This window comes from Caldicoprobacter sp., assembly GCF_047459465.1.
Classification (GTDB): domain Bacteria; phylum Bacillota; class Clostridia; order Caldicoprobacterales; family Caldicoprobacteraceae; genus Caldicoprobacter.
Genome location: NZ_VSCO01000012.1, coordinates 1 through 23,629, shown reverse-complemented (window position 1 = coordinate 23,629; position 23,629 = coordinate 1). Strand labels below are relative to the sequence as shown.

Sequence of the window (23,629 nt, the reverse complement as noted above, 5' to 3'; positions counted from 1 at the left end):
CACCACATGGCTTTGATAAAACCTTTCTTTTCATCCAAAATCTCTTTGAACTCGTCAAAATTATGTGCCACATGGGTAAAGTCTTCCCGCATCTTCAACGCTTTTTGGTATATGCCTTTATGGATATCGCTGAGCATGTCATTTATAACCTGCACCACGCCATCGATGGGTACAGGCACCTTCTCAAAGCTGTCACGCCGCACCAACACAACCTGGTTCTTCTCTATGTCCTTGGGCCCTATTTCGAGCCGTATAGGCACGCCCTTGAGTTCCCACTCGTTAAATTTCCATCCCGGCGTCTGAGTATCCCTGTCGTCGATTTCCACCCTAATGCCGGCATCGGCAATTGTCTTGTAAACTTCTCTAGCTTTATCAAGCACGCCTTCTTTATGCATGGCAATGGGTATAACTATTACCTGCACAGGGGCAACTTTGGGCGGCAGCACCAACCCGCGTTCATCCCCGTGCACCATTATTATGGCCCCGATAAGTCGGGTAGACACTCCCCAGGAAGTCTGCCATGCGTATTTGAGTTGGCCATCCTTATCCAGAAACTGAATATCGAACACCCTGGCAAAGTGCTGGCCCAAATTGTGCGACGTTCCCGCTTGAAGCGCCTTCCCGTCTTGCATCATGGCCTCCATAGTATAAGTGCGCAGGGCGCCTGCAAACTTCTCCTTTTCGGACTTTCGGCCAACCACTACGGGGATGGCCAGCACGTTTTCGGCAAACTCTTTATATATTCCTAGCATCCTCAAAGTTTCCTCTTCGGCCTCTTCCTCGGTAGCATGTACCGTATGCCCCTCCTGCCACAGAAACTCCGATGTCCTCAAGAAAGGCCTGGTGGATTTTTCCCAACGCACCACATTGCACCACTGGTTCAATAGTATGGGCAGGTCCCTGTAAGACTGGATCCATTTAGAATACATGGCACATATTATGGTCTCGGACGTTGGCCTGACCACCAGGGGCTCGGTAAGCTCTTCGCTGCCTCCTCGGGTAACCCATGCCACCTCGGGAGCAAAACCTTCTACATGTTCTGCCTCCTTACGCAAAAGGCTCTCGGGTATGAATAGGGGGAAATACGCATTCTTATGGCCGGTGGCCCTAAACCGCTCATCCAGCTCCTTTTGGATATTCTCCCATATAGCATATCCATACGGTTTGATTACCATACAGCCCTTTACCGGAGCATAGTCTACTAGGTCAGCCTTTAAGATCACATCGGTATACCATTGAGAAAAGTCCTCTTCCCTAGCAGTTATATGGGTAACAAACTCCCGCTGCTTTTTTTCCATAAACCAAGCTCCTTTCACAAAACACGCGATGTTTACAGCTATTCCCTCGGCTTCTTATTTAGGTATTTTAACATTAGCAGTATATATTTTCAACCATATTTGTTTTATTTTTTCCATCGCCTCGCTCTAATAGCTACGGTCGGCAAGTCCATCCAATAGATTCTCCAATGCAGCCTTGGCCGGAATGGGAGTAAGGCCTTCAATAAATGCCCTGGCACGGTCCAAATAGCTCTTAGCCATATTTCTGCTATATTCAATGCCTCCGCTGGCATGGACCAGTTCAATTACCCGCTTTACGTCCTCAGCATCATAACTCTCCTTCTCCAAAATCTCTATGACTTCCTCTCCATAAGATGAGTTGATAGCGTATATCAAAGGCAGAGTGTATACTCCCTGAATGAAATCGCTGCCCACTGGTTTGCCTGTCTTGGCAGCATCGCCCGTAAAATCCAACAGGTCATCGGTAATTTGAAAAGCCATGCCAAAATTAAACCCAAACTCCCTCAAGCACCGTAAAACCTTTGAAGAGCACTGGCTTTCATGGGCGCCGATATAACAGCTCAGCGCAAACAGCAATGCCGTCTTGCGCCCTATCCTTTTGAGGTACTGCCTAACGGTAACGCCTTTATCATATCTCGATTGGTACTGCGCAATCTCACCTTCACAGATGGCTTTAACCACTTTGGACAAGGACCGCATATTCTCAACCGTTGTGCTATGGGCAAGCAACAAAAAGGTTTTGGCAAACAAAAAGTCTCCAGTAAAGACAGCTATATCCTTCCCCCACCGCGACTGAACGGTGGGCCTACCCCTCCGCATCTTTGAGTCGTCGATTATGTCATCATGAACCAAAGTAGCCATGTGTAATATCTCAACGGCTGCCGCTAAAGGTATGAGCTTTTTATCGTCATACTTCCCAAATTTACCAGAGAGCAACACCAAGGCAGGCCGAAGCCTCTTGCCGCCGGCCTCCAGCAACTCCCTCAAAGCTACTTCCAAAACCTTTTGTTTGGACAAAAGAAAGGCTTTGATTTGTTCATCGACCTTTTTTAGATCATCCCCGATTATATCGATATAGTTCACGACTAACCTCTTTCGTTGACCGTTCATCAACAGCCGTTTAACCCCTTTCCCACCTAAACCACTTTTGCTGTTCCAGGTATTTAATAATGTATCCAGATGCCAATCCCACAAAAAAACCGGTACCCACAGCGGCAATTGTCAGCACGGGCAAATAGGTAAACAATATGCCTATCGTTCCAAACACCCATGATGCCACCAGCAGTTGCCCTATATTATGAAATATAGCACCTGCTGTACTAATGCCCATCATGCTGAAATAGGCCCTCCACTTAAAATACAACCAACCCATCACCAAACAGCTTAAAATTCCACCTGCAAGGCTGTAAAGCATGGCCGTAACGCTGCCTGAAAGGAGCGAACCCAGCACCGAGCGAACTATGACTACTATTAGCGCCTCCTTAAAGCCGAAGAATGCCAAAGTAACCAGAGTCATAATGTTGGCCAATCCCAGCTTTATTCCCGGGGCCACAACGGGTATAAGGCCCTCTATAAGATGCAAGACCAAAGCCTGAGAAGTGATAAGCGCCAACATGACCATCTTCCTGACTTTATTCATAATTTTCTCCTCAAAATGCGATATCATCTACATCGTTGGTATCCTCATAGCTGCCCTTTATCTTCACCACCACCCTGTGGGGCAGGCATACTATGGCTTGACCGACGTGGCGGATGGCCCCTAACTTCACGCAAACCTGATCGGGGCAGTTGGCTTCCTTTATCTTTACCTCCTCATACGTTACCGATACAACATTATATCTGCCGTTCCCAGCATCCACGCGAAACTCCACGGGAGCCATACCCTCATATATACGGCAGGAGTACACCTCTTTGCCATCCAACTCAACTACTACGCTCTTACCGGTCCCATGGGCTCCCATGCCATACATGCCCATCAAGCCCACCGCAACCAATGCTGCTGCCAACAGGTACACCAACAAGTCCCCTAGTTTGACCTTAAATCTCATAGCTGAAGCTCATACTCCTTATCGGTCACAATTAGCCTTTCCTTTAGCCCTTTTGAAGCATATATCTTCTTATCCAGCGTGATGGCTAAAGCATCTATGCCCTCAAGTCCCTCAACGATTTCTAACCCTTTTTCAGCCCCCATTATAAATACAGTTGTAGACAGGGCATCGGCATCAATGGAGTATGGAGCCACTACAGTTGTGGCCATAAGCCCGCTGTTTGCAGGATAGCCAGTGGAAGGATCAAATATATGATGGTATCTCTTCCCCGTCCTCTTGTAGACGTCTACTATATAGCGTTCATAATCCCCCGAGCTTACCACGCTACCATCCATTATCTCTATGATAGCGATGTGGCGCTGCACCCCATCAGCTCTAGGGTCCTGTATTCCTATCCTCCAGGGCTTGCCATTGGGCTTACCGCCCATGGCGACCACATTTCCACCCATGTTTATGAGGGCGTGAACTACGCCTTCCTCTTTCAAAATCCTTGCCACTTCATCGGCTGCATATCCCTTGGCAATGGCCCCTAAATCGATGCCCATGCCAGGCTCTTTAAGGTAAACGGTCTTTCCCTTTTCATCCAGTACAACGTTGCGATAGTCCACAAGCTTTAGCTTATCCTGTATCTCGGCATCGGTAGGCATTCGGGGATGTTCAGATGTGATCCCCCATAGCTTTACGATGGGATATATGGTTATGTCAAATGCTCCATTGGACATTTCCGCGTACTTCAACGCCTTTTTTATGACTTCAAAGGTATCATCGTGTACTTTCACGGGCTGCTTACCGGCGCTGCTGTTTATACGGCTCACATCGCTGTCCTGTATGGTAACGCTCATGCGGCTCTCTATCTCTTCAATTCGCTTTATGGCCTTATCCAGGATATCAGGCCCGTTTTTTCCTGCATATATGCGTATATTGACCCACGTGTTGAGAGCAAATATGTCCTCGCTGTATTCCCGAACTCCTCCTGTCCTTGCACAGCCTTGCAAAACGGCTGCTAATAAAAAAATGGCTATGCTCAAAGCACAAATTCGTTGGTACCTCTTCAAATACAAACCCCCGTCTCAGTCAACTTTTTTAATCCACTTTTTTGACATAAAATATAATACCATTTGCTATTTCCCATGACAAGCTTTTCAAAAATATAATTGCTATTAAATAAAAGACCTGTCGTACGACAGGTCTTTTAACTGAACTTTACTTGCTCTGTGCTTCCTTCAAAGCCTCCTTGGCTAATGCCTTAAATTTTTCCGTTGCTCCAGTGGCACCGGTGTAAGTGTCAACAGCATCAGGATCCTGCTTCTCAACAAGGCCTTTTTCCAAAGTATCATATGCATCCACTATGTCTACATTCTTCTGCTGTTTGAATCTCTCAATATATTCCGTATCTTCACTCTTCTTCTTGCCTTCCTGGTTTACCTCATCAAAGTTGACTTCGGTAATTTTGCCACCTTCAACCTTTATCTCAATCTGTGCTTTCCAACCGTGATCATCAAAATCTGGCTCCTCAGCCGTATATGTCCCATCTTTATAAGTGACATTTCCAGCTCCCTTGTCTTTGGAACCATCAGAGGCACCACCACAAGCCGTTAATAACGCGAGAGTCAACAGCACTATCAATCCCAAGCTAAATAGTTTTTTCATTATATATACTCCTCCTTTCTGTTTGTCGTTAAGTTTTAAGCATTCTCTATTGTAGCGCAAAATACAAATATATTCAATATTCCATACTTCTTTCTTTCCACTTTTTTGAATGATAAAGGTTATAAAAGCGCCGATTTGCTCACTCCAAGATAATACTTACCCATTTTTCTTTGATTTCAAACGCTTTTTTAATTTTATTCTTGCAAGGGTATGCTGTGCATGTGTTCGTTAACATTATGTCTTTTATTTGATAAATTTATATCTTTTAAATATTGAAAGGGTGTGTTAAAATTTAATAAACGTTAATTTTATGACATCTTCCTGCGCGCATAACCAAATTGGCATAATATGTAAGGGAGGGAAGCGCGATGCCTGTAAAACATGTGGTCATACTGGGCGCAGGCTACGGTGGATTGGAAGCGGCCAAAACTTTGCATAAACTATTAAAAAAGCAAGGGGATGTAGAGATCACCCTCATAGATCAAAATCCCTACCACACGCTGCTCACCGAACTCCATCAGGTAGCCGGCCACAGGATTGAACCCAAAGGCGTTAAAGTGTCAATTGAGCACATTTTGCAATATACCAAAGTGAAATTTATTCACGATAAGATACAAAAAGCAGATCTAAAAAACAAAAAGCTGTTTTCGGCAACCCAAGAGTACAGCTTTGACTACTTGATTCTGGCTGCCGGCAGCCAACCCGCATATTTTGATATTCCAGGCATGAAGGAACATGCTTTCACATTATGGTCATTAGAAGACGCCCAGAAACTACACGACCACATTGTACACATGTTCCAGCTGGCCTCAAAGGAACAAGATCCTGACAGCCGTAAGGAAATGCTTACGTTTGTGGTCGGTGGAGGCGGGTTCACCGGAGTGGAAATGATGGGCGAACTTATGGAATGGACAAATACTTTATGCCGTGAATACGGCATAGCCAAAGACGAAGTTCGACTGGTAGTAGTGGAAGCACTGCCCACCATTTGCTCCATATTGGATCAAAAGCTATCCAATAAGATAGTGCAATTCTTTGAAAAGCACGGCGTAGAAGTTTACACCAACACGCCCATAACCGAAGTGCAACCCGATAAAGTCTGCCTGAAAGATGAAAACACCATACCCACCAGAACCCTCATATGGACCGGAGGCGTTGAAGCAAACGAGTTTGCAAAAGAGTTGGGGCTGACGCTGGGCAAGCGTAACCGAATAGTGGTAAATGAATACCTGCAAACCGTTGAGTATCCATATGTTTACGCGATTGGCGACATAATGGAGTTTAAAGAGAACGGCAGTGTGCTACCGGCCCTGGTTGAAGCAGCGCTACAATCAGGCAAATGCGCAGCCCAAAATATTGCAGCAGAGATTTTGGGCGCTCAAAAGCAAAGGTTTAAACCCGAACTTCACGGAGTAATGGTGTCGGTAGGTTCCTTCTTCGCCGTGGCGCAGATCAAAGGGCTGCCTCTGCTGGTCGGTATATGGGCTACCATCATGAAGCATTTGGTAAACATGCACTATCTATTTGGAATAGGTGGCCTGGAACTCATTTGGGACTACATCTATGACCAGTTCCTATACAAGGTCAGGAGATATAACTTCTTCATAGAGACTGCCATCGGCCACATAAGGCGAAGAAACTTTACCTTCTGGCTTGTACCCATTAGAATTTGGCTGGGCATCATGTGGTTGGCTTCGGGCATTCAAAAGATACAGGCCGGTTGGTGGGGTGATTGGGCGATGCTAGGACCAGGAGGCGTAGCCGACACTACTTCATCGGCATCGGTTATCAGCCTGATTAGTGACCACACCCCCGGTTGGTATGCCTGGATAGTAGAAAACTTCATATATCCCAACGCGTTGCTGTTCCAGAAGCTCATAGTGATCACCGAGATTGGGCTAGGAATAGCTTTCATATTTGGAATATTCACCTTTATTGCCGGCCTGGTATCCATTGCCATGAACATCAATTTCATGCTATCGACAGGCCTTCCCTCCACCAATACCGGGCTACCAGACCTGTGGTACATCATGGCATCCATAGCCATGCTGGCTGGTGCCGGAAGGTCGCTGGGCATAGATTATTATCTGATTCCTTACCTGAGGAATCAGATAAGATACTTCCAGAAAAACAGAAGTTTCCACTTATTTAAAGGATGGCAATGGTAATACACACGTTGTGATACATCTGTAGCGAATATAGAAAATGGAAGCCCTGTCAAATTTGAGGTGAATCAACACAACAAGCAGTCAATAAGGTAAGGGGATTCCTCCAATTCCACGAATACAGAGAGACAAATAAAGGAGGTCAATAGGCGTGGTTGCCTTGACCTCCTTTATTATGTCGTATTTTTATCTGGTACCGCCCTCATCCTACCCTTATACGCTGCAGTTGGATGATCACACCCATGACCTTTGGGCGTTTTTATCACACGGGAGGCATTCAGTATGGAAAGAATGGCCACCCCTACATCGGCAAAGACCGCTCCCCACATACTGGTTGTGCCAGCTACTCCCAGCAAAAGCACCACACCTTTAACTGCTAGGGCCATGATGATATTTTGCCATACGATGCGCTTTGTGCGGTTGGCTATCATTATGGCTGTTATCAATTTGGAGGGTTCATCGGTCATGAGCACCACATCTGCCGCTTCGATGGCGGCATCAGAGCCCAATCCCCCCATGGCCACTCCTACATCGGCCCTGGCCAGCACAGGTGCATCGTTTATCCCGTCTCCTACAAATACTATCTTGCCTTTCCTGGTGGCTTTGGTCCTTTCTGTCTCCTCCAGCTTCTCCACCTTTTGATGCGGAAGAAGCTCAGCATACACCTCATCCAACCCTAAATTTTGCCCTACCTTAAGTCCCGTATGATGGTTGTCGCCTGTAAACATGACAGTTCGCTTGACGCCCATCCTCTTTAAACCATCGATGGCCTGTTTAGCGTCTTCTTTTAGCTCATCCTCTATTACAATATATCCTGCGTATTGCCCATCTACGGAGAGGTGCACAGCAGTATGAGCAGGTTCAACCTCAGGACATGCAACGCCGTACTTCCTAAGCAGGCCTGCAGTGCCCACCAGTACCTCCTTGCCGTCTATCTTGGCCTTGATACCGTGTCCAGGGATTTCAACATATTCGTCAATCTGCTGTCCATCCAAAGGCTTGCCATAAGCCTCCATTATGGAAAGGGCAATGGGATGGTTGGAATAGCTTTCGGCCCGGGCAGCATAGTAAAGCAATTCATCCTTCGAGATATCGGCGGCCATAACGACTTGGGTAACCTTAAATACCCCTTTGGTCAGCGTTCCCGTCTTATCAAACACCACGGTATCAACATTTCCCAGAGCTTCGAGGTACTGCCCTCCCTTGATCAGTATGCCACTGCGGGAAGCACCGCCCAATCCGCCAAAAAATCCAACAGGGATGGATATCACAAGAGCACAGGGACACGATACCACCAGAAATACCAAAGCCCTGTAGACCCACTCCTGAAAAGGCTGATTCCATAAAAGCGGGGGCACGATAGCTATCAAGGCAGCAACTGAAACCACCGCTGGCGTATAATACCTGGCAAATCTGGTTATGAATCTTTCAATAGGTGCCTTCTTACTTCTGGCATTCTCCACCAAATCGAGTATCCGTGAGGTGGTGGAGTTCTTAAAATCGCTAGTCACTTCAACGTATATAACCCCATTTTGGTTTACAAACCCAGATAACACTTTAGTGCCCGGTATCACATTCCGGGGCATGGACTCTCCGGTTAAAGCTGAGGTATCTACCGTTGATTGACCTTTTATCACAACCCCGTCAAGCGGTATGCGCTCGCCAGGTTTCACTACTATAACATCACCCACCGCCACCTCGTCAGGATGTACTCTCTGAATATCATCCCCAACCACTTTATTGGCATAATCCGGCCTTATATCCATGAGTTCAGCAATCGACCGCCTAGACCTTCTTAAAGCGCTGTCCTGCAGCCATTCTCCTATTTGATAAAACAGCATCACCGCGGCCGCCTCGGGAATCTCCCCAATGGCAAAAGCACCTATGGTGGCTACAGTCATCAAAAAGTTCTCATCAAATACTTGGCCTTTGATGATATTTTTGATGGCGTGCAGTACCACTTCCCTTCCCGCGAGAACATAGCTTATCAAATACAGGGCCGTCTTTACCCATTTCGAAACGGGAAACAAGACTGCAACTGTAAAGATGATAATTCCTGCTATAAGGTCTACATTTTCCATTATTTCTTCCTTCAAATTAGTTCTAGGCAACCGTTGCGCTTGTAATTCCGCAGCATGGCTGCAATGGCAGCATCCGCATCCCCCTGTTTCTCCGCCATGAATATGATTGTATACCTTGAATCTCACACCAAACCTCCTCACCCATTAAAATAAACCATTTTCATTTCTCCATTATGTGTTTTAAACCCACCTCAAATATCTGCTGGATGTGTTCATCATCTAGCGAATAATATACATTTCTCCCTTCCCTTCTATATTTTATAAGCCTGCTCTGCCTCAACACCTTGAGCTGGTGGGAAACTGCAGATTGGTTCATCCCGAGAAGTTCACATAAATCGCATACGCACATCTCTGCCATCGACAGGGCATGTAGTATTCGCAGGCGCGTAGCGTCGCCAAACACCTTGAAAAATTCAGCCAGCTCATTTACCGCATCATCGCTCAAGGCGTTCTCATTGATGCTATCCAGTATTTCCCGATGGACCACAAAGTCCATGCATACATCCAGCTTTTCCTCACTATTCAAAGCCAACATCCCCTTCAATAAATTATCAATATATGAACATATATTCATGTTTTGATCATATTTTAACTCATGCCATGTCTGGCGTCAATACCCTAATTTCACAGAAATGCACGCCCATTACCCAACACACGTCAGTCATACAAGGACCTCCTAACATTTGATGGTCATCCCCATTGCTCTTGCTTATAGCCCTGTGCACAGTTACGGTATAAGGCTATATATAGCTCTATATATTATATACCACCCCCAATGCGTCAGTTAACATGATCATCAATCTAAATAAGCTGGCTCCATTTACTGTCTTTGATGTCCTTCAGTATACAACTGCGAAAATTGTAAGAAACCAGGTCTTTTAAAATGACCCTGTCCAGCAGATGTCTTAAACCCCATTATAAAAAACCTCTCCAGCACTACGCATTGCTGGAGAGGTTCAAAACTTGTCAATCTCCTACCAGTTCTCCCCGGATCAAAGCCTCTAGCGTATCCAGCATTTTGTTCACCCGCCTTCTGGCCACTACAAATTCAGCATTTCCCTTGCAAAATACAGCATAAAAATCATCATCATATGGTACGTAGCTGACAAGTACCTCCCTTGTTGAACCCTTATTTAAGAAGAAGGTGGTTTTCACTTCCGCGTTTTCCTCTTCTATTTTCTTATCTATTTCAGCATCCACTGTTATGCCGATTAAGATCTGGTAAAAGTCTTTAAAGGCCTCTTCGTCTACTTCCTTGCCATCCACCCTGTACGTGGTAATTACCTCGTCTTCCTCCCCTTCCTTCTCAGCTTTTTTAGTTTGCCTGGTGAGGGTAAGAACATTGGTTTTGCCGCGCCCTTCTATTATGATCTTGTCCACGTCATTGATATTAACTATAAACGCAAATTTATCCACGATATCAAATGGCTTGGTATCCAGGAACTCAATCTTGCTCTTGTCCATAGTATAGACCGACTTGCTGTCAGCCGTCTTAAAGTACACGCTTTTACCATCGTCGGTATCCTTGCCAAAGTACAGATGCAGGGTATTTTCTTTATCTTTAACGATGAGTTCGGCCACTGGATCATCCAAACCATACTTTGAAAGGTCTTGGGGGTTATCCTCTATAAATTCCTTAATAGCGTTGTTGGTAAGCGAAGATATGCCATCCAAAACCGTTTGAAACTTATCACTTGATACTCCCCTAGGCTCTTTGTAAGGCTGGACCATCTTCCACACGCTCAAACTAAACTGAGGTTCTTCCTCCGACTGTTCATCGTTCCGTTCTATTTCAATGGTAGGTTTCCCTTTTTTAGTTATTTTAAGGTAGGTTAGCTCCTGGGTTTTAATCTCGATCAGGTCCCTTTCGCGCACATCTGAAAGCTTGTAGCTGAAATGTTCGCCATGATTCATCCATACCGAATAAACCTTAGGGTCTCCTTCAGCCATTAAATAGTAGGTATTGCCTGCTGGCGTCTTGTTGCCAAGATACAATACCTTTTGGGTGCCATCCTTTAAAAAAGCTTTGGCAACAACAGCCGGCTTGTCCAGCCCATACACCGATAAGTCCTCTGGATCTTCATCTATTATCCTCTCAGCATACAGGCTGGCAAAGCTGTAAGCTATATCATCGACACTGGTCTGATCCAACACCACAGGATAGGGATAATCAACAGTCCATTTATCGTCCTTCTTTTCAAATGTTAAAGTAGTCCCATCCCGTGATTCCAGCACCATTTTGACGATATCGTCTTTAGGAACTTTGCATATCTCTATAGTTTCATTAGTCTCAACCTGCTCTTTGGGCCTGTTGCTCACGTAAAAGTAAGCGCCAACCAGCACTGCCAGCACGACCACAAGAGCAAATATATTCCGCTGTTTCTTCTTCATAGATGCCTCCTCCTCAACCACACTGTAAGCCCAGAAGCAAGAACGATAAGAGGAATCAATATGACCACTACACCAGAGAATATGAGTTGCTGAGAAGCTGATATTCTAAGGTATGAGGTTAACAAACTCTTGGGGCGTATCGAGATGCCCTCCTCCCTATCTCGCAGCCAGTTAATGCTGTTGAGCACGAAATTGGCGTTGCCCGGCACCTGCGAAATCAAGCTGCTATTCAGTATATTGGTATTAGCCACCACTATCAGCCTGGTCTCCTTGGTCTCGTTATCCTCGTATATCTTATCGGTGATAGCAACCGCAATGTTAAACGGCCCTTCTAAATCCCCTTCCTCTTTCTCTATAGTAGTAGACTCCAGGTTGGTCTTAGCCCATGCTTTATCGGAGGTGACCAGCAATGGCTCTATGGTCAACGTCCGCCTCTTTATATCCAATTCCTTTATGCTCTGCGACCGAGGGGCAAACACGTACATCTGTGCCGATTTAAGCGGGTTCAAAATGCTGTGGCTCTCCATCTTAGGTATTAAAGAAAGGGGATTGCCAGGAAAGTACATATTGGGATCTCCTTCTACCACCACAGCTCTTTCCAGGGCCACACCATAACTTTTAAGTAGCGCCTCAAAATTGGGCAGCTCCCTACTCAAATTCTGTATAAAGAAAATGGCTCTGCCCTGATTTTCTAAATATTTCCTAATCTTTTCTGCTTCCTCCTTTGTAATATCCCTCTTAGGGGAAAGCACCACCAGAGCATGTGCCTTCTCGGGCACTGATTCTTGGGTGATCAGATTTAAATCCTCTATAGTGTAGTTCTCCAATTCAAGCTGCTTTCTTAAGTCATAAGGGATTGAATCCTCATCATGTCCTATCAGTCTATATATCACCGGAAGCTCCTCAGCCGTCACATACAATATAGCACTTGTAAGTTGCTGCTCCACAGCCAGAGATTGAGCATAAAACTCACCCGAATACTGATTATAGCCGTAATTTATCAAGTCATAGCGATTAATTACCTTGTACTTGTCTCCGCTCTCTACAATCAAGCTTCCCGGGCTCAGCGATGTATCGTCTTTTTGGTATTTTGTAAGCAACTGCGGATATCTTTCGGGGTCAATGGTAGTATAGCTAACCCTTTTGGAGCGTCTTTGATAGCGCTCTATGATTTCCAACACTGTCTTATCCAACACTGTCTTATTTTCATTACCGGTCTCATAGAGCCCGATGATCTTGACATCCTGCTTGAGGTTATCCAGCACGTTGTTGGTCTGCTCTGACAGCGAGTACCTCTGGTTTTGCGTCAAATCGAGTTCCCAAGGGATTTGATCCACTATCAAGTTGATGATTATAGCAATAGCAATAACTACAGCCACCATCAAAGTGGCATATCCGCCATACTTGAACTTCTTGCTTTTAAAGGATTGCTTTATAGATTTAAAATATTTAAAATTCAGTTGACCAAACTTCTTCATTTCGTCTCCCCCTTCTGGTTAGCTCCACCTTCTCTTTTCAATTACCCGTACAGTCAAAAACAGGAATACTGCTGAAAAGGTTATATAATAAACGATAGGACTTAAGCTTAAAATGCCCATCATGAAGGTCTCATATCTACTAAGCAAAGAGAACCATTCGAGGGTCTTCACGATAAACCCGTCAAAAAAGTATTTGTTAGCAAAATATATGCCAGCAACAATGCCAAAGCCAACCACCGCAATTACCGCGCTTACAAATATGTTTCTGGTAGTAAAATACACCAACGCAGCCACTCCTACAACCAACGCACATGCAAATACAATGCCCGAGACCCTATCGGTGGGAATCCCTCCTATAATCCAATCCAAAATCCATATAAAAAGCAGCGCGCCGAAGGTCACAACTGCTGCAATCACCTGATTGTCAGTTAAAGAAGAGATGAACAATCCTATGGAGATGAAAGCAGCGCCCAACAAGAAAAAGCCAATATACCCACCAACTATTTCCCACACGGCAATGGTTCCAAAAAAGCTTAGAATAATAGGATATAAACACGTGATCAACAAGGTAAGCAAAAACACCATTACAGCCGCAAAATATTTACCCAGTACTATCCCCGTAACGCTCAATGGGCTGGTAAGCAACAGCTGATCAGTTTTCTGTCTGCTCTCCTCCGACATCAACCTCATGGTGAGAATAGGCACCACTATTAAAAATACAAAAGTTATGCTGCTCAACACGCTTAGATAATTGGGGCTGCCGGTGAGCAGATTGGATAAGGCAAAGAATATACCCGATATCAGCAAAAAAAAGCCCATGAAAATATACCCAGTTGGCGAAGCAAAGTATGCTTTCAGTTCCCTTTTAAATACAGCCAGCATCAGGAAACCTCCCTTTCTTCAGTTGTTACTTGCAAGAATATCTCCTCGAGAGTCAAGTCGACCGATCTCATGTAAAGGATCGGATATTCCGCTCGACTTAAAGCATAAAACAACGGCCTGCGTACATCTATATCCTTTTCAGCCTCCACTAATATATCCACCGTACCGGGCTCCTTAACTCCCTGTGCCTCAGCGTTCTTGACTCCCTCAATCTCCCTTATAAGCTTTAGCACCTGCTTTTCTGGGCCGGCCACCCGCAATGAAAGCCTGCCCGTCCCGCTCAAACGCTTAGACAGGTTTTCCGGCGTATCGCTTGCAACTATCCTGCCTTTGTTTATTATTATTACTCGCCCGCAAATGGCACTGACTTCCGGGAGGATATGTGAACTCAATATGATGGTGTGCTCCTTGCCCAGCTCCTTGATTAGGCTCCGAATCTCTATGATCTGTTTGGGGTCAAGGCCTACTGTCGGCTCGTCCAATATGAGGACGGGTGGCGTGCCGATCAAAGCCTGTGCCAGCCCTACTCTCTGCTTGTATCCTTTGGAAAGGTTCTTTATAAGCCTATTGCGTACGTGACCTATCTTGACCAGGTCCATGATCTTTTCCATGCTCTTCTTCTTGGTTGCCCTATCTATCTTCTTGATATCGCTCACAAAATCCAGATACTCTTGCACCGTCATGTCCATATACAGCGGCGGGAATTCTGGCATATACCCTATCCTCTTTTTGACTTCTTCAGGTTCCTCCAGAATATCAAAGCCATCCACCTTCACAGTGCCTTCGGTTGCTGAAATGTAACCGGTTATGATGTTCATCGTAGTGGTCTTGCCAGCACCGTTTGGTCCCAAAAAACCCAGTATCTCACCTTTTTCAACGGTAAAATTGACATGGTCTACCGCTACGTGCTGACCATACCGTTTGGTCACATCTATAACTTGAATCAATTATATCCCCCCTGTCTGCAGTTTAGATGATTATACCTTGATTATTAACATTATATCAAAAGTTTATGATCTATGTATGAACAAATTGTGAATTTTGACTACAATTGAACGTTTTGGATCATTTCGACAATTCTTACACACATATCGGCAATCACAATTACCCCTGCAACTATAGCAGGCCACATCTCTTTTATAGAGAAGCCTTTCGCCTCGCCAAGCATTAAACTGCGAACCCTCTCCTTGCCATGGGTGATGCGATGCAATGAGCTTACACAGGCAGCAAAAAGGCCCACGCATAAAAAGGCTATTATGCCCAACACCGCCATGGTGGTAACCAAAAGCTCAGGCGGAATCTGCTCTATATTCTGCTGTATGGCCATTTCATCTCCCAAGGAGCCTTGCACAATTTCCTGTAAAAATAGAAACGATATGGACAGCAAATTCTGAATGAAGTGATACAGCATCCCGGAAAAGATGGAATCGGTACGCACGACCACATAACCGATCATAATCCCCAAAAATATGATGGCAGGAAGGTTAACTAGGTTCAGATGAAGCAACCCGAATAGAACGCCGCTTACAACCACAGCCGTCAATGTCCCAAATCGTTCGTATCCTCTCAAGATCACGCCTCTAAACAAAAATTCCTCAACCACTGCTGGAATTACAGCCATAGCGAGTATGGCTAGTATGTACTGCTTGCCCGTTTTAATTGAAGGGAAAAGCGGTTGAACAGGCGTGCCAATGCGGCTGAGTATGGAATACCATACCAAATTGATAAAGGCCACAATAAAATACCCGAACACCGCCATGCCCAGAACCAACAGCAACTCCACGCCCTTAGCCCGATTTATCCTGACCACATGTTTTATATCCATACCAGAGGCCAGGAGATATATCAAAGGCGGAATGCCTATCACCACGATTTCCATGACGAGAGTAGCAATAAGCCATGCCTCTGTATTCGTCGCATTCACTATATCCATGCCCTTTAGCATGAAAAGGCCAAACACGAGGGCAGATACTGCAAGCATCAACACCAATACAATAAGGTAGAGAGAATTGCTACCCAGGACAGTGGGCCATTTCTGCTGACCATCATCATACAAATTATTCATAAATTACCCCCTTCCCGCATAAATAATCATCTATATCTCGGGCTTTGAATGTAACACCATGGTAACAGTTTGCCTTTTACCCCCTCTTATGAATTCTATGCTGACTTTATCGCCCACTTTATACGAATAAATTGCGCTCCTTAAGTCAAGCATCTTGGTAACCTTTTTGTTCCCCACACGGATTATGATATCATCAACCCTAACCCCTGCCTTGTAAGCCGGTCCTCGTTCATCGATATCCATTACATATACTCCTTCTTGTATATTGTTATCTTGCTTCAAGTAACGAGCCATCTCCCTGTCAAAACCCACTATTCCAATATAGGGAGTGACAAAGGAACCCTCATTCACGAAATGCTCGATAACCGGCTTGGCAACGTTAATGGGAATGGCAAATCCTATTCCCTCAGCGCTGGTTACCTTAATGGTATTTATCCCCACCACTTCCCCTTTCATGTTGACCAGCGGCCCACCGCTGTTACCGGGATTGATAGAGGCATCGGTCTGGATAAGGTCTTCCATGAAATTCTGTCCCCGCTCAGTTGGAACCTGCACCGTACGGTTAAGGGCGCTGATGATTCCAGCCGTCACAGTATGCTGAAACTGTAGTCCCAAAGGAGTACCAATAGCAATGGCGGTTTCCCCCACTTCCAGCTGATCGCTATCCCCTAGAGTAGCGGCTGGTAAATTTTCAGCCTCCACCTTTACAATAGCTAGGTCCAAAGTAGGATCAGACCACAAGGTACGCCCTTCCAGCTCATCGCCGTTCTGAAGTATGACCGTTATACGGGTGGGATTATCCCCCGCCACGTGGTCATTGGTAAGGATATAACCTGTGGGATGCACGATGACGCCTGCCCCCACTCCTTCTATCACCTCGGCACCATCCAATAGCGTGGTCCTGGAAGTATGAACAGTAGAAATACCTACCACCGACGGAATCACCTTTTTCACGACCTGGGGTATAGAGGCTGTATCGGCAGCCCCTTTCTGCTGAGAGAAATCTGTTGTCAGCTGCTGCTGTGTAATTTTCTGCTGTGAAAATTCCTTTTGTCGCTCTTCATAGTCATACTTCTCTTCGGGGGAAGCATACCAATCCCAGGTACAAGCACTGATCAACCACAAAATCCCCGATAGTGCAGCAATTAAAGCAGCAATCCTTATTCCCTTCATCAGCTTTTCCTCCTCATCCTACCTTGTAAATCACCCCCATTCCCCTCTCCTTCACAAATCACTCTATATGGTAAAAGCTACTTATACCATTGCGATAGGTCAAATCTATCACCACATCTTTGCCTGGCCTAATGCCGTTTGAAAGGAGTATACTGGTCACCGCCTCATAGGCCAACGCAGGCAAATTATTCTCTTGGCTCAAGTGTGCCAGAAGCACATACATGGTTTTATCCTTAAGCATTTCCACTAAAGCCATGCCAGCCTGCTCGTTGGACAGATGACCATATTTCCCCATGATGCGCTTTTTAAGAGGCCATGGATAAGGTCCCGTTTGCAGCATATGTACATCATGATTAGCTTCCAACAAAATCAAATTCGAACCCTGTACCATCTTAATTATGCTAGTGTTAGTATGCCCTAAATCAGTGACAATACTAATCTTTTTATTGCCGTTACAAAAGCAAAAGCCCACCGGCTCAGCCGCATCGTGGGGTACAGCATAGGATTGAACATTTATATCGTTTATATAAAAATCCATACCGGTAGAGAACACCCGAATGTTACGGGAAATAATGTCCCCCACCTTTTGCTGCATGGCTTTCCAAGTCTCCTGGTTGGCATATACGGGTATGTCAAACTTCCTTGACAGCGCACCAACACTTCTTATATGGTCAACATGTTCGTGAGATACAAGAATGGCATCCAGATCATATGGCGATACACCAATGCTTTTAAGGGCGTTAAGGGTGTCCTTCAGAGTTAAACCTGCATCTACCAATATGTGGGTGCAGTTGGTACCTATATAGGTGGCATTGCCATCACTACCGCTTGAAAGCGAACATACTTTAAACCCCATCTTTGCCCATCTCTCCCTCTTTTGTTCAATCAAGCCTTCACCCTTTATAACACATAGGCGGTTCTACTCTTTTATAGCCATCAATGTCATCCTAAACAGCTCCCAGCACGCCGTCCCAAAACGACATCAGTAAGTCCGTTAACTACTGCTTATTATAATACATAATGGTGGTACATTGCTATGGATTTTCTCAAAAACCTCTTCGGTCTCTGCAAGATGGCCACCATCATAAACCAAACTGGATTACAGCGTGCGTGTCTCAAAATGCAATTGTTCCTTCTCTGTTAAAATACAACCTGCTTTTAGGCCAATAAATAAAAAAAGAGCTGCATATTCACCAATACAGCTCTTCTCCTCTTCATGTGCATAAAGTCTTTTTTTATTATAATTATATTATAATTAGGCTTTATAAGCTTTCAACCTTCCCAAACCCACATGCCTTTAGAATACGTCAATTGCCAACTAACTTCAACCTGGTCCTTTTGCCGCTCTGATCGGTGACTCTCTCAATATCGGCTCCCAGGCTGCGCAGCTTTTCTTCGAAGCGCTCATATCCCCTATCTATGTGCTTGACGTTTGTAACCTCTGTCACTCCCTCGGCTATTAACCCTGCAATGACCAAAGCTGCGCCCGCTCGCAAATCAGTGGCTTCTACCTGAGTGCCAGTAAGCTTTTCGACTCCTTCAATTATGGCGTTTCTGTCCTCTACTTTTATAACTGCTCCCATACGACGCAGTTCTTCTACATGGCGATATCTAGACTCCCATACATTCTCGGTAATGATGCTGGTACCCTCTGCCACGCTCAACAACACCGACATGGGCTGCTGGAGGTCAGTAGGAAAACCCGGATAAGGTAAGGTCTTGATGTTGACTTTTCTGGGCCGTCCAGTACCTATGACCCTTACGTAATCGTCCCCTTCTTCCACATACATGCCCATTTCCAACAGCTTAGCTGAAACGGCTTCCAGGTGCTTGGGTATAACCCCTGTTACCTTTACATCCCCTCGAGTAGCAGCAGCAGCAATCATAAAGGTGCCCGCCTCTATCTGATCGGGTATTATGGTATATTCACATCCGTGCAACTTTTTTACCCCTTTTATTTTGATGGTATCAGTACCCGCACCTTTAATGTTGGCGCCCATGGAGTTTAAGAAGTTTGCCACATCCACCACGTGGGGTTCCTTGGCCGCATTCACTATAGTGGTAGTACCTTCGGCTTTGACGGCGGCCAACATTATATTAATGGTAGCCCCCACGCTCACCACGTCCAGATATATCTCATTACCCACCAGCTTATCGGCATACGCCTTTATAAGGCCGTGCCCAATGGACACATTGGCACCCAATGCCTGAAATCCCTTGATATGCTGATCCACAGGGCGCGCTCCTATGTCGCAACCGCCGGGAAAAGACACCTCTGCCCTACCAAATCGACCCAACAACGCTCCCAGAAGGTAATAAGAGGCTCTCATGCGCCGTACCAGCTCATAATCTGCCCGGTAGCTGCTTACGTTAGCAGCGTTTATGATTATACGCCCTTTAGGCTCCAGCGTCACTTGCGCTCCCATATGTTTGAGAATCTCAGCCAACATTTTGACATCGTCGATGTACGGCAGATTATCTATGACGCAGGTCTCGTCAGTTAACAAGGCGGCGGGGATAACCGCCACCGCAGCATTTTTAGCTCCACTGACCTTTACGCTACCTACTAACCTTTTTCCTCCTCGTATTACCAGTTTTTCCAACTACGCGTTCCTTCCCATCCCGGAAAGGAACTTCACCTCCCACTCTATACCAACTGGACTTACAATTGCTCTCCACCAATCAACTGCATTTGTTATTTTACCACAATATCTCGTTTTTTAAATTTAAATATGGTTACATTTATATTAACTCCAGTTAAAAAATCAGGTTTGTCCAATGTTTATGCAAAAAAATACTGCCAGCCTCAATGGCCACAGCCCCTACAGCCAGCACAGCTGGAACCCGAACATCCACTAGAGATCGAAGAACTGCCGGTTATTCCTAAATAACACTTTCCTTCATATATCCGTTTCAAGTCATTGCTTCCACACTCGGGACATTTCACCTTATCCCAATTGCCCCCAAATATCAGCTCTTCAAACTTCTCCCCGCATTTGTTGCACTGGAAATCCAGCAAAGCCATGACCATCTACTCCTTTAGCCAGGCAGATTAAGTATATACCATTAAATATAAGTATAGCGCTTTTTGCCTAAAAAATCAAATAGAATAAAATGGATTTGTGCTACCAATTTAGCGATTTCAAACGTTTTCGGAAAAAGTCGTTCCATGATTTGCCTGTTATTTCCTCACAAGCCTTCATCAATTGAGCAGCAGTTGCATTTTTAAACTTATTATCCTCATAATATCTCTGCAAAATGTCGTAAAACTTTTGATGACCCACCGCCTGGCGAAGCTCATTGAACAGGCTGGCCCCTTTTCCATACACCACCAAATCGTATGTAAGCCAGTCTGTAAATTTATATACGGGTTGATCTATTGTATGCCTTATTCCCTGAAAGTAATAATTTTGCAGATAGGAACATTTGCCATTGGCTATGACCTGGTCATAGACTTGTTTCCCCACATCCTCACCGTATCTGTTTTCATAGTAAAGGACGGTTGAATATTCGGTTAACGCTTCATCCAGCCATGCTTCATCTATCTGGTCATTGCCCACCACTGCATACCACCACTGATGCGCCGTTTCGTGTACCGTAACATACTCCAGCCATTGGTGCTCTGGGTTATACAAGTTTTTATCTATCATGACTAGACATGGATATTCCATACCTCCCACAAAGAAATCCGACTGTACCACCGCTAGATGGCTATAAGGATATCTTCCAAAACGGCTATTGAAAATCTCAATAGCCGCTGCAGCACATTCCAAGGCTTTTTCTCCTCCATCCCTGCTACCCGGCAAAAAATACGAGTAGACCATTATGCCGTCCACGCTGCGGGATAATACTTCAAAATCTCTACTGGCAACCCAGGCAAAATCCCTAACCGCCAGAGCCTTAAAATTCCATACTTTATAACCCTCCTCATCCTTTACCTCGATAGCCTTTCCCGTGGCGGCTATGGTATAACTAGAGGGCGCTTTAATCTCCACCTGGTAATTTGCTACATCGCTATAAAAGGGGTCTCCTACAGGATAATAGGGATCGGTATTCCATCCAGTATGATCATACACACATACGATGGGATACCAATTGGTAACGTTAAAGGTGTGTTGCCCATATCCAAACCTGCCAAGGCTGTTGGGGAGCTTTACGGTATACGCCATATTGATGATAGCCTTTTGGCTGGGGCTCAAAGGCGTATCCAAGATTATGGTCAATATATCGCTACTATAGCCTCCTATATTGAACTTAACCGGCTTCCCATTTACCATAAGCTGGTGTATATCAATCCAGCCGGGTGAAAAGCCATTGGGATATGCCTTTAGCTTTTCCTCAGCAAAAAACGGTACGCGCTTTTCATCCCTAAAGGCATTGGGATAGAGGTGAAAATAAAGCTTGTCAAAATTCACATCATGATTGTTCCTATACTCTACCGTTTGAGTGCAGCTGAGCTCTGCTTGTCCAGGATCAAATACGGCAGCTATACGATACCAGCTTAAGCCTGTACTGGCTTTCAACAGCTGTGCATCGGGCCCCTGCCGCACAGCAATACCATAGCATAACAATCCCGCACCTAGCAGGCAGGCCAATATTGCTAGTATAAACCTTCTTAGAGCCTTAACATCCATTACCTTCCTCCATGCTCATATTCTAAATCTATCTATCACTCCACATACGGCAATTCAATGGTAAATTTGGTTCCCACTCCTACCTTGCTTTGTAGCCTGATATTTCCACCATGATTTTTTATAATATTCTTGCACAGGGCCAGGCCAAGGCCGCTGCCATCCCTTTTTGTGGTGTAAAAAGGCTTAAATATGTCAGAAAGATTCTTCTCCGGTATTCCCACCCCTGTGTCCTCAAATTCAATCAATGCCAAGCCAAACTGCTCATCTTTTGAAAGCCTTATGGTAAGGGTACCTCCGTTTTCCATAGCCTGTATGGCGTTTTCAATTAAATTGATAAACACCTGTTGCATGTATTCCTTATCCACCTTTGCATACACGTCTTGCTCAGGCATTATAAGCTTTATCTCCACTTTCCCTATACGGGCTTTGGCAAGCATCAGGTCCACCACATATCGAAGTAGCTCGTTTAACGAGTGCCTCACAAATTGTAACTGTGATGGCCTGGTCAAACTCTTAAATTCATTGAGGATCTTGTTTACCCTGGCAACCTCCATTAATATCTTGTCGGCTTTCAGCGTATCCAGCACCTTTTCCAGCTGTAGCAGCTGTACATATGCGCTTATGGTGGACAAAGAGTTGCGGATCTCATGCGCCACTATAGAAGCGGCGCCGACTATATCGTTGTTACTCTCCGACAATCTGTGGTTTAAAGCCTCCAACTCGGCGCATTTGCTGCTTAAGCATAGCTGATCTTCTATCGCCTTTACGGCCAAAATGACCATTCCCAATACGCCATAATTGGCATCTTTTTCTTTCATGCAAATGCCCAAAGCGCCCAAAACCCGCCCATCCATGCCATGAATGGGAGCAGCAACCCCGGCCCACTCCTTAAAGACTAATAGGAAATGCTGACTTCCGAAGATAGCGATGGGCTTATTAATGGCTATGCATGTCCCCAGGCAATTGGTGCCCATATTGTTTTCGCTCACTATATGCCTCTTTTCAATTCCCAGCCTAACAAGTTCTGGTGCCTCTCCAAGCCTGTGTAACACAACGCAGTCATTGTTGCACAAGAGCACGACGCTATTTTGTGGAGGAATTATGCCCTTTATCCTTTTCATATAAGGAAGTGCGAAATCGATAAGAGCTTGATTTTGTTTCATTATATCATTCAACTCAAGGTCAGACATCGTATTTATTCTGGGTAAGTCTTGAGGTGTCAAACCGCTGTCTTTACAGCGTTCCCATGATAGGTGTATTTCCTTATGAAATTCCTGAAAGCTTTGCTTCGACATTTTCTCCATATCCAAATACATATCCTCCATCATCTCCAATCCTCCAATTACCTAAAAATAGGAACAGAAAACGACAGCGAAACAAAATTGGGCATTCTTTTTAACTTTTATAAATTCTATGTTTATTCTCAAATTCCTTCAAAACTTAACTTAAAAACCCGACAAATATGATAGGTATATAGTACTGTAAAATTGTCCTATAGGTACATAGTACTATAAAATAGGCCTAACATATGCTAACATATAACATATAATCACATATAATATATAATCACTTAAGACAAAATATATTCAAACATTTGACAACATGGAGATCCTAATTTTATAATGTAAAAGACAATTTGAAATTTGCCCTACAAAACTTGGAGGAAAAAGTGACATGTCGAAAACTATAGGAAGAGATTTAACAGAAGGAAGCATCGTAAAGCACCTTATAGCCTTTTCATTCCCCTTGCTTCTGGGCAACGTC

At 44.9% G+C, this 23,629-nt stretch carries 20 protein-coding genes; 1 reads left to right on the top strand and 19 read right to left on the bottom strand.

What is annotated here, in order from left to right; genetic code table 11:
* The 6 genes from proS to FWJ59_RS01780 all read right to left on the bottom strand — a co-directional run.
* A partial coding sequence (gene proS / locus FWJ59_RS01805; protein ID WP_414480278.1) for a proline--tRNA ligase occupies positions 1-1,298 on the bottom strand: 1,298 nt, incomplete at its 3' end.
* Positions 1,299-1,424: 126 nt separating this feature from the next.
* Positions 1,425-2,408 (bottom strand): polyprenyl synthetase family protein, encoded by a 984-nt coding sequence (locus FWJ59_RS01800; protein WP_414480279.1) that lies wholly within the window; start codon positions 2,406-2,408, stop codon positions 1,425-1,427.
* A gap of 10 nt (positions 2,409-2,418) precedes the next feature.
* Positions 2,419-2,937 (bottom strand): Gx transporter family protein, encoded by a 519-nt coding sequence (locus FWJ59_RS01795; RefSeq protein WP_414480277.1) that lies wholly within the window; start codon positions 2,935-2,937, stop codon positions 2,419-2,421.
* 10 nt (positions 2,938-2,947) lie between these two features.
* Positions 2,948-3,346, bottom strand: a complete 399-nt coding sequence (locus FWJ59_RS01790; RefSeq protein ID WP_414480276.1) for a NusG domain II-containing protein — start codon at positions 3,344-3,346, stop codon at positions 2,948-2,950.
* Positions 3,343-4,401 carry an FAD:protein FMN transferase gene (locus FWJ59_RS01785; RefSeq protein ID WP_414480275.1) on the bottom strand — a complete coding sequence of 353 codons (1,059 nt, stop codon included), beginning with the start codon at positions 4,399-4,401 and terminating at the stop codon, positions 3,343-3,345. Before FWJ59_RS01785 ends, FWJ59_RS01790 begins: the two co-directional genes overlap by 4 nt.
* A gap of 148 nt (positions 4,402-4,549) precedes the next feature.
* The gene (locus tag FWJ59_RS01780; RefSeq protein WP_414480274.1) at positions 4,550-4,996 is read right to left on the bottom strand and encodes an FMN-binding protein; all 447 of its coding nucleotides are present in this window, start codon (positions 4,994-4,996) and stop codon (positions 4,550-4,552) included.
* Positions 4,997-5,364: 368 nt separating this feature from the next.
* Between FWJ59_RS01780 and FWJ59_RS01775 the strand changes: the two genes are divergently transcribed.
* Entirely contained in the window at positions 5,365-7,164 is a 1,800-nt protein-coding gene (locus tag FWJ59_RS01775) for an FAD-dependent oxidoreductase (RefSeq protein ID WP_414480273.1), read from the top strand.
* A gap of 170 nt (positions 7,165-7,334) precedes the next feature.
* Here FWJ59_RS01775 and FWJ59_RS01770 read toward each other — a convergent pair whose 3' ends face one another.
* The 13 genes from FWJ59_RS01770 to FWJ59_RS01710 all read right to left on the bottom strand — a co-directional run bounded on the left by FWJ59_RS01770 (position 7,335) and on the right by FWJ59_RS01710 (position 23,193).
* Complete coding sequence (locus tag FWJ59_RS01770) at positions 7,335-9,368, bottom strand: heavy metal translocating P-type ATPase (RefSeq protein ID WP_414480272.1); 2,034 nt, start codon at positions 9,366-9,368, stop codon at positions 7,335-7,337.
* A 34-nt stretch (positions 9,369-9,402) separates the two neighbouring features.
* Positions 9,403-9,768 carry an ArsR/SmtB family transcription factor gene (locus tag FWJ59_RS01765; protein WP_414480271.1) on the bottom strand — a complete coding sequence of 122 codons (366 nt, stop codon included), beginning with the start codon at positions 9,766-9,768 and terminating at the stop codon, positions 9,403-9,405.
* Between the two features lie 440 nt (positions 9,769-10,208).
* Positions 10,209-11,633, bottom strand: a complete 1,425-nt coding sequence (locus FWJ59_RS01760) for a DUF4340 domain-containing protein (RefSeq protein ID WP_414480270.1) — start codon at positions 11,631-11,633, stop codon at positions 10,209-10,211.
* Positions 11,630-13,111 (bottom strand): GldG family protein, encoded by a 1,482-nt coding sequence (locus FWJ59_RS01755; RefSeq protein ID WP_414480269.1) that lies wholly within the window; start codon positions 13,109-13,111, stop codon positions 11,630-11,632. The genes FWJ59_RS01760 and FWJ59_RS01755 overlap by 4 nt, the downstream gene beginning before the upstream one ends.
* A gap of 18 nt (positions 13,112-13,129) precedes the next feature.
* Positions 13,130-13,993 (bottom strand): ABC transporter permease, encoded by an 864-nt coding sequence (locus FWJ59_RS01750; protein ID WP_414480268.1) that lies wholly within the window; start codon positions 13,991-13,993, stop codon positions 13,130-13,132.
* Positions 13,993-14,940: an ABC transporter ATP-binding protein gene (locus FWJ59_RS01745; protein WP_414480267.1), complete on the bottom strand. Its 948-nt coding sequence runs from the start codon at positions 14,938-14,940 to the stop codon at positions 13,993-13,995. Before FWJ59_RS01745 ends, FWJ59_RS01750 begins: the two co-directional genes overlap by 1 nt.
* Before the next feature lie 98 nt (positions 14,941-15,038).
* Positions 15,039-16,058 carry a lysostaphin resistance A-like protein gene (locus FWJ59_RS01740; RefSeq protein ID WP_414480266.1) on the bottom strand — a complete coding sequence of 340 codons (1,020 nt, stop codon included), beginning with the start codon at positions 16,056-16,058 and terminating at the stop codon, positions 15,039-15,041.
* Positions 16,059-16,088: 30 nt separating this feature from the next.
* Positions 16,089-17,231, bottom strand: a complete 1,143-nt coding sequence (locus FWJ59_RS01735; RefSeq protein ID WP_414480265.1) for a S1C family serine protease — start codon at positions 17,229-17,231, stop codon at positions 16,089-16,091.
* 58 nt (positions 17,232-17,289) lie between these two features.
* Positions 17,290-18,087 (bottom strand): MBL fold metallo-hydrolase, encoded by a 798-nt coding sequence (locus FWJ59_RS01730; protein WP_414480264.1) that lies wholly within the window; start codon positions 18,085-18,087, stop codon positions 17,290-17,292.
* A 451-nt stretch (positions 18,088-18,538) separates the two neighbouring features.
* The gene (locus tag FWJ59_RS01725; protein WP_414480263.1) at positions 18,539-19,834 is read right to left on the bottom strand and encodes a UDP-N-acetylglucosamine 1-carboxyvinyltransferase; all 1,296 of its coding nucleotides are present in this window, start codon (positions 19,832-19,834) and stop codon (positions 18,539-18,541) included.
* Between the two features lie 203 nt (positions 19,835-20,037).
* Entirely contained in the window at positions 20,038-20,256 is a 219-nt protein-coding gene (locus tag FWJ59_RS01720; RefSeq protein WP_414480262.1) for an FmdB family zinc ribbon protein, read from the bottom strand.
* A gap of 100 nt (positions 20,257-20,356) precedes the next feature.
* On the bottom strand, positions 20,357-21,865 hold the full coding sequence (locus FWJ59_RS01715; protein ID WP_414480261.1) for a M1 family metallopeptidase: 1,509 nt from the start codon (positions 21,863-21,865) through the stop codon (positions 20,357-20,359).
* Positions 21,866-21,900: 35 nt separating this feature from the next.
* The gene (locus tag FWJ59_RS01710) at positions 21,901-23,193 is read right to left on the bottom strand and encodes an ATP-binding protein (RefSeq protein ID WP_414480260.1); all 1,293 of its coding nucleotides are present in this window, start codon (positions 23,191-23,193) and stop codon (positions 21,901-21,903) included.
* Positions 23,194-23,629 lie beyond the last annotated feature (436 nt).

What these genes read in the sequence shown, in the direction of transcription:
- FWJ59_RS01740 (WP_414480266.1), bottom strand. Translation starts at nt 16,058, where the DNA reads ATGAATAATTTGTATGATGATGGTCAGCAGAAATGGCCCACTGTCCTG.
- FWJ59_RS01710 (WP_414480260.1), bottom strand. Translation starts at nt 23,193, where the DNA reads ATGATGGAGGATATGTATTTGGATATGGAGAAAATGTCGAAGCAAAGC.
- FWJ59_RS01730 (WP_414480264.1), bottom strand. Translation starts at nt 18,087, where the DNA reads ATGGGGTTTAAAGTATGTTCGCTTTCAAGCGGTAGTGATGGCAATGCC.
- FWJ59_RS01800 (WP_414480279.1), bottom strand. Translation starts at nt 2,408, where the DNA reads ATGAACGGTCAACGAAAGAGGTTAGTCGTGAACTATATCGATATAATC.
- FWJ59_RS01780 (WP_414480274.1), bottom strand. Translation starts at nt 4,996, where the DNA reads ATGAAAAAACTATTTAGCTTGGGATTGATAGTGCTGTTGACTCTCGCG.
- FWJ59_RS01755 (WP_414480269.1), bottom strand. Translation starts at nt 13,111, where the DNA reads ATGAAGAAGTTTGGTCAACTGAATTTTAAATATTTTAAATCTATAAAG.
- FWJ59_RS01760 (WP_414480270.1), bottom strand. Translation starts at nt 11,633, where the DNA reads ATGAAGAAGAAACAGCGGAATATATTTGCTCTTGTGGTCGTGCTGGCA.
- FWJ59_RS01775 (WP_414480273.1), top strand. Translation starts at nt 5,365, where the DNA reads ATGCCTGTAAAACATGTGGTCATACTGGGCGCAGGCTACGGTGGATTG.
- FWJ59_RS01720 (WP_414480262.1), bottom strand. Translation starts at nt 20,256, where the DNA reads ATGGCTTTGCTGGATTTCCAGTGCAACAAATGCGGGGAGAAGTTTGAA.
- FWJ59_RS01715 (WP_414480261.1), bottom strand. Translation starts at nt 21,865, where the DNA reads ATGGATGTTAAGGCTCTAAGAAGGTTTATACTAGCAATATTGGCCTGC.
- FWJ59_RS01790 (WP_414480276.1), bottom strand. Translation starts at nt 3,346, where the DNA reads ATGAGATTTAAGGTCAAACTAGGGGACTTGTTGGTGTACCTGTTGGCA.
- FWJ59_RS01735 (WP_414480265.1), bottom strand. Translation starts at nt 17,231, where the DNA reads ATGAAGGGAATAAGGATTGCTGCTTTAATTGCTGCACTATCGGGGATT.
- FWJ59_RS01750 (WP_414480268.1), bottom strand. Translation starts at nt 13,993, where the DNA reads ATGCTGGCTGTATTTAAAAGGGAACTGAAAGCATACTTTGCTTCGCCA.
- FWJ59_RS01795 (WP_414480277.1), bottom strand. Translation starts at nt 2,937, where the DNA reads ATGAATAAAGTCAGGAAGATGGTCATGTTGGCGCTTATCACTTCTCAG.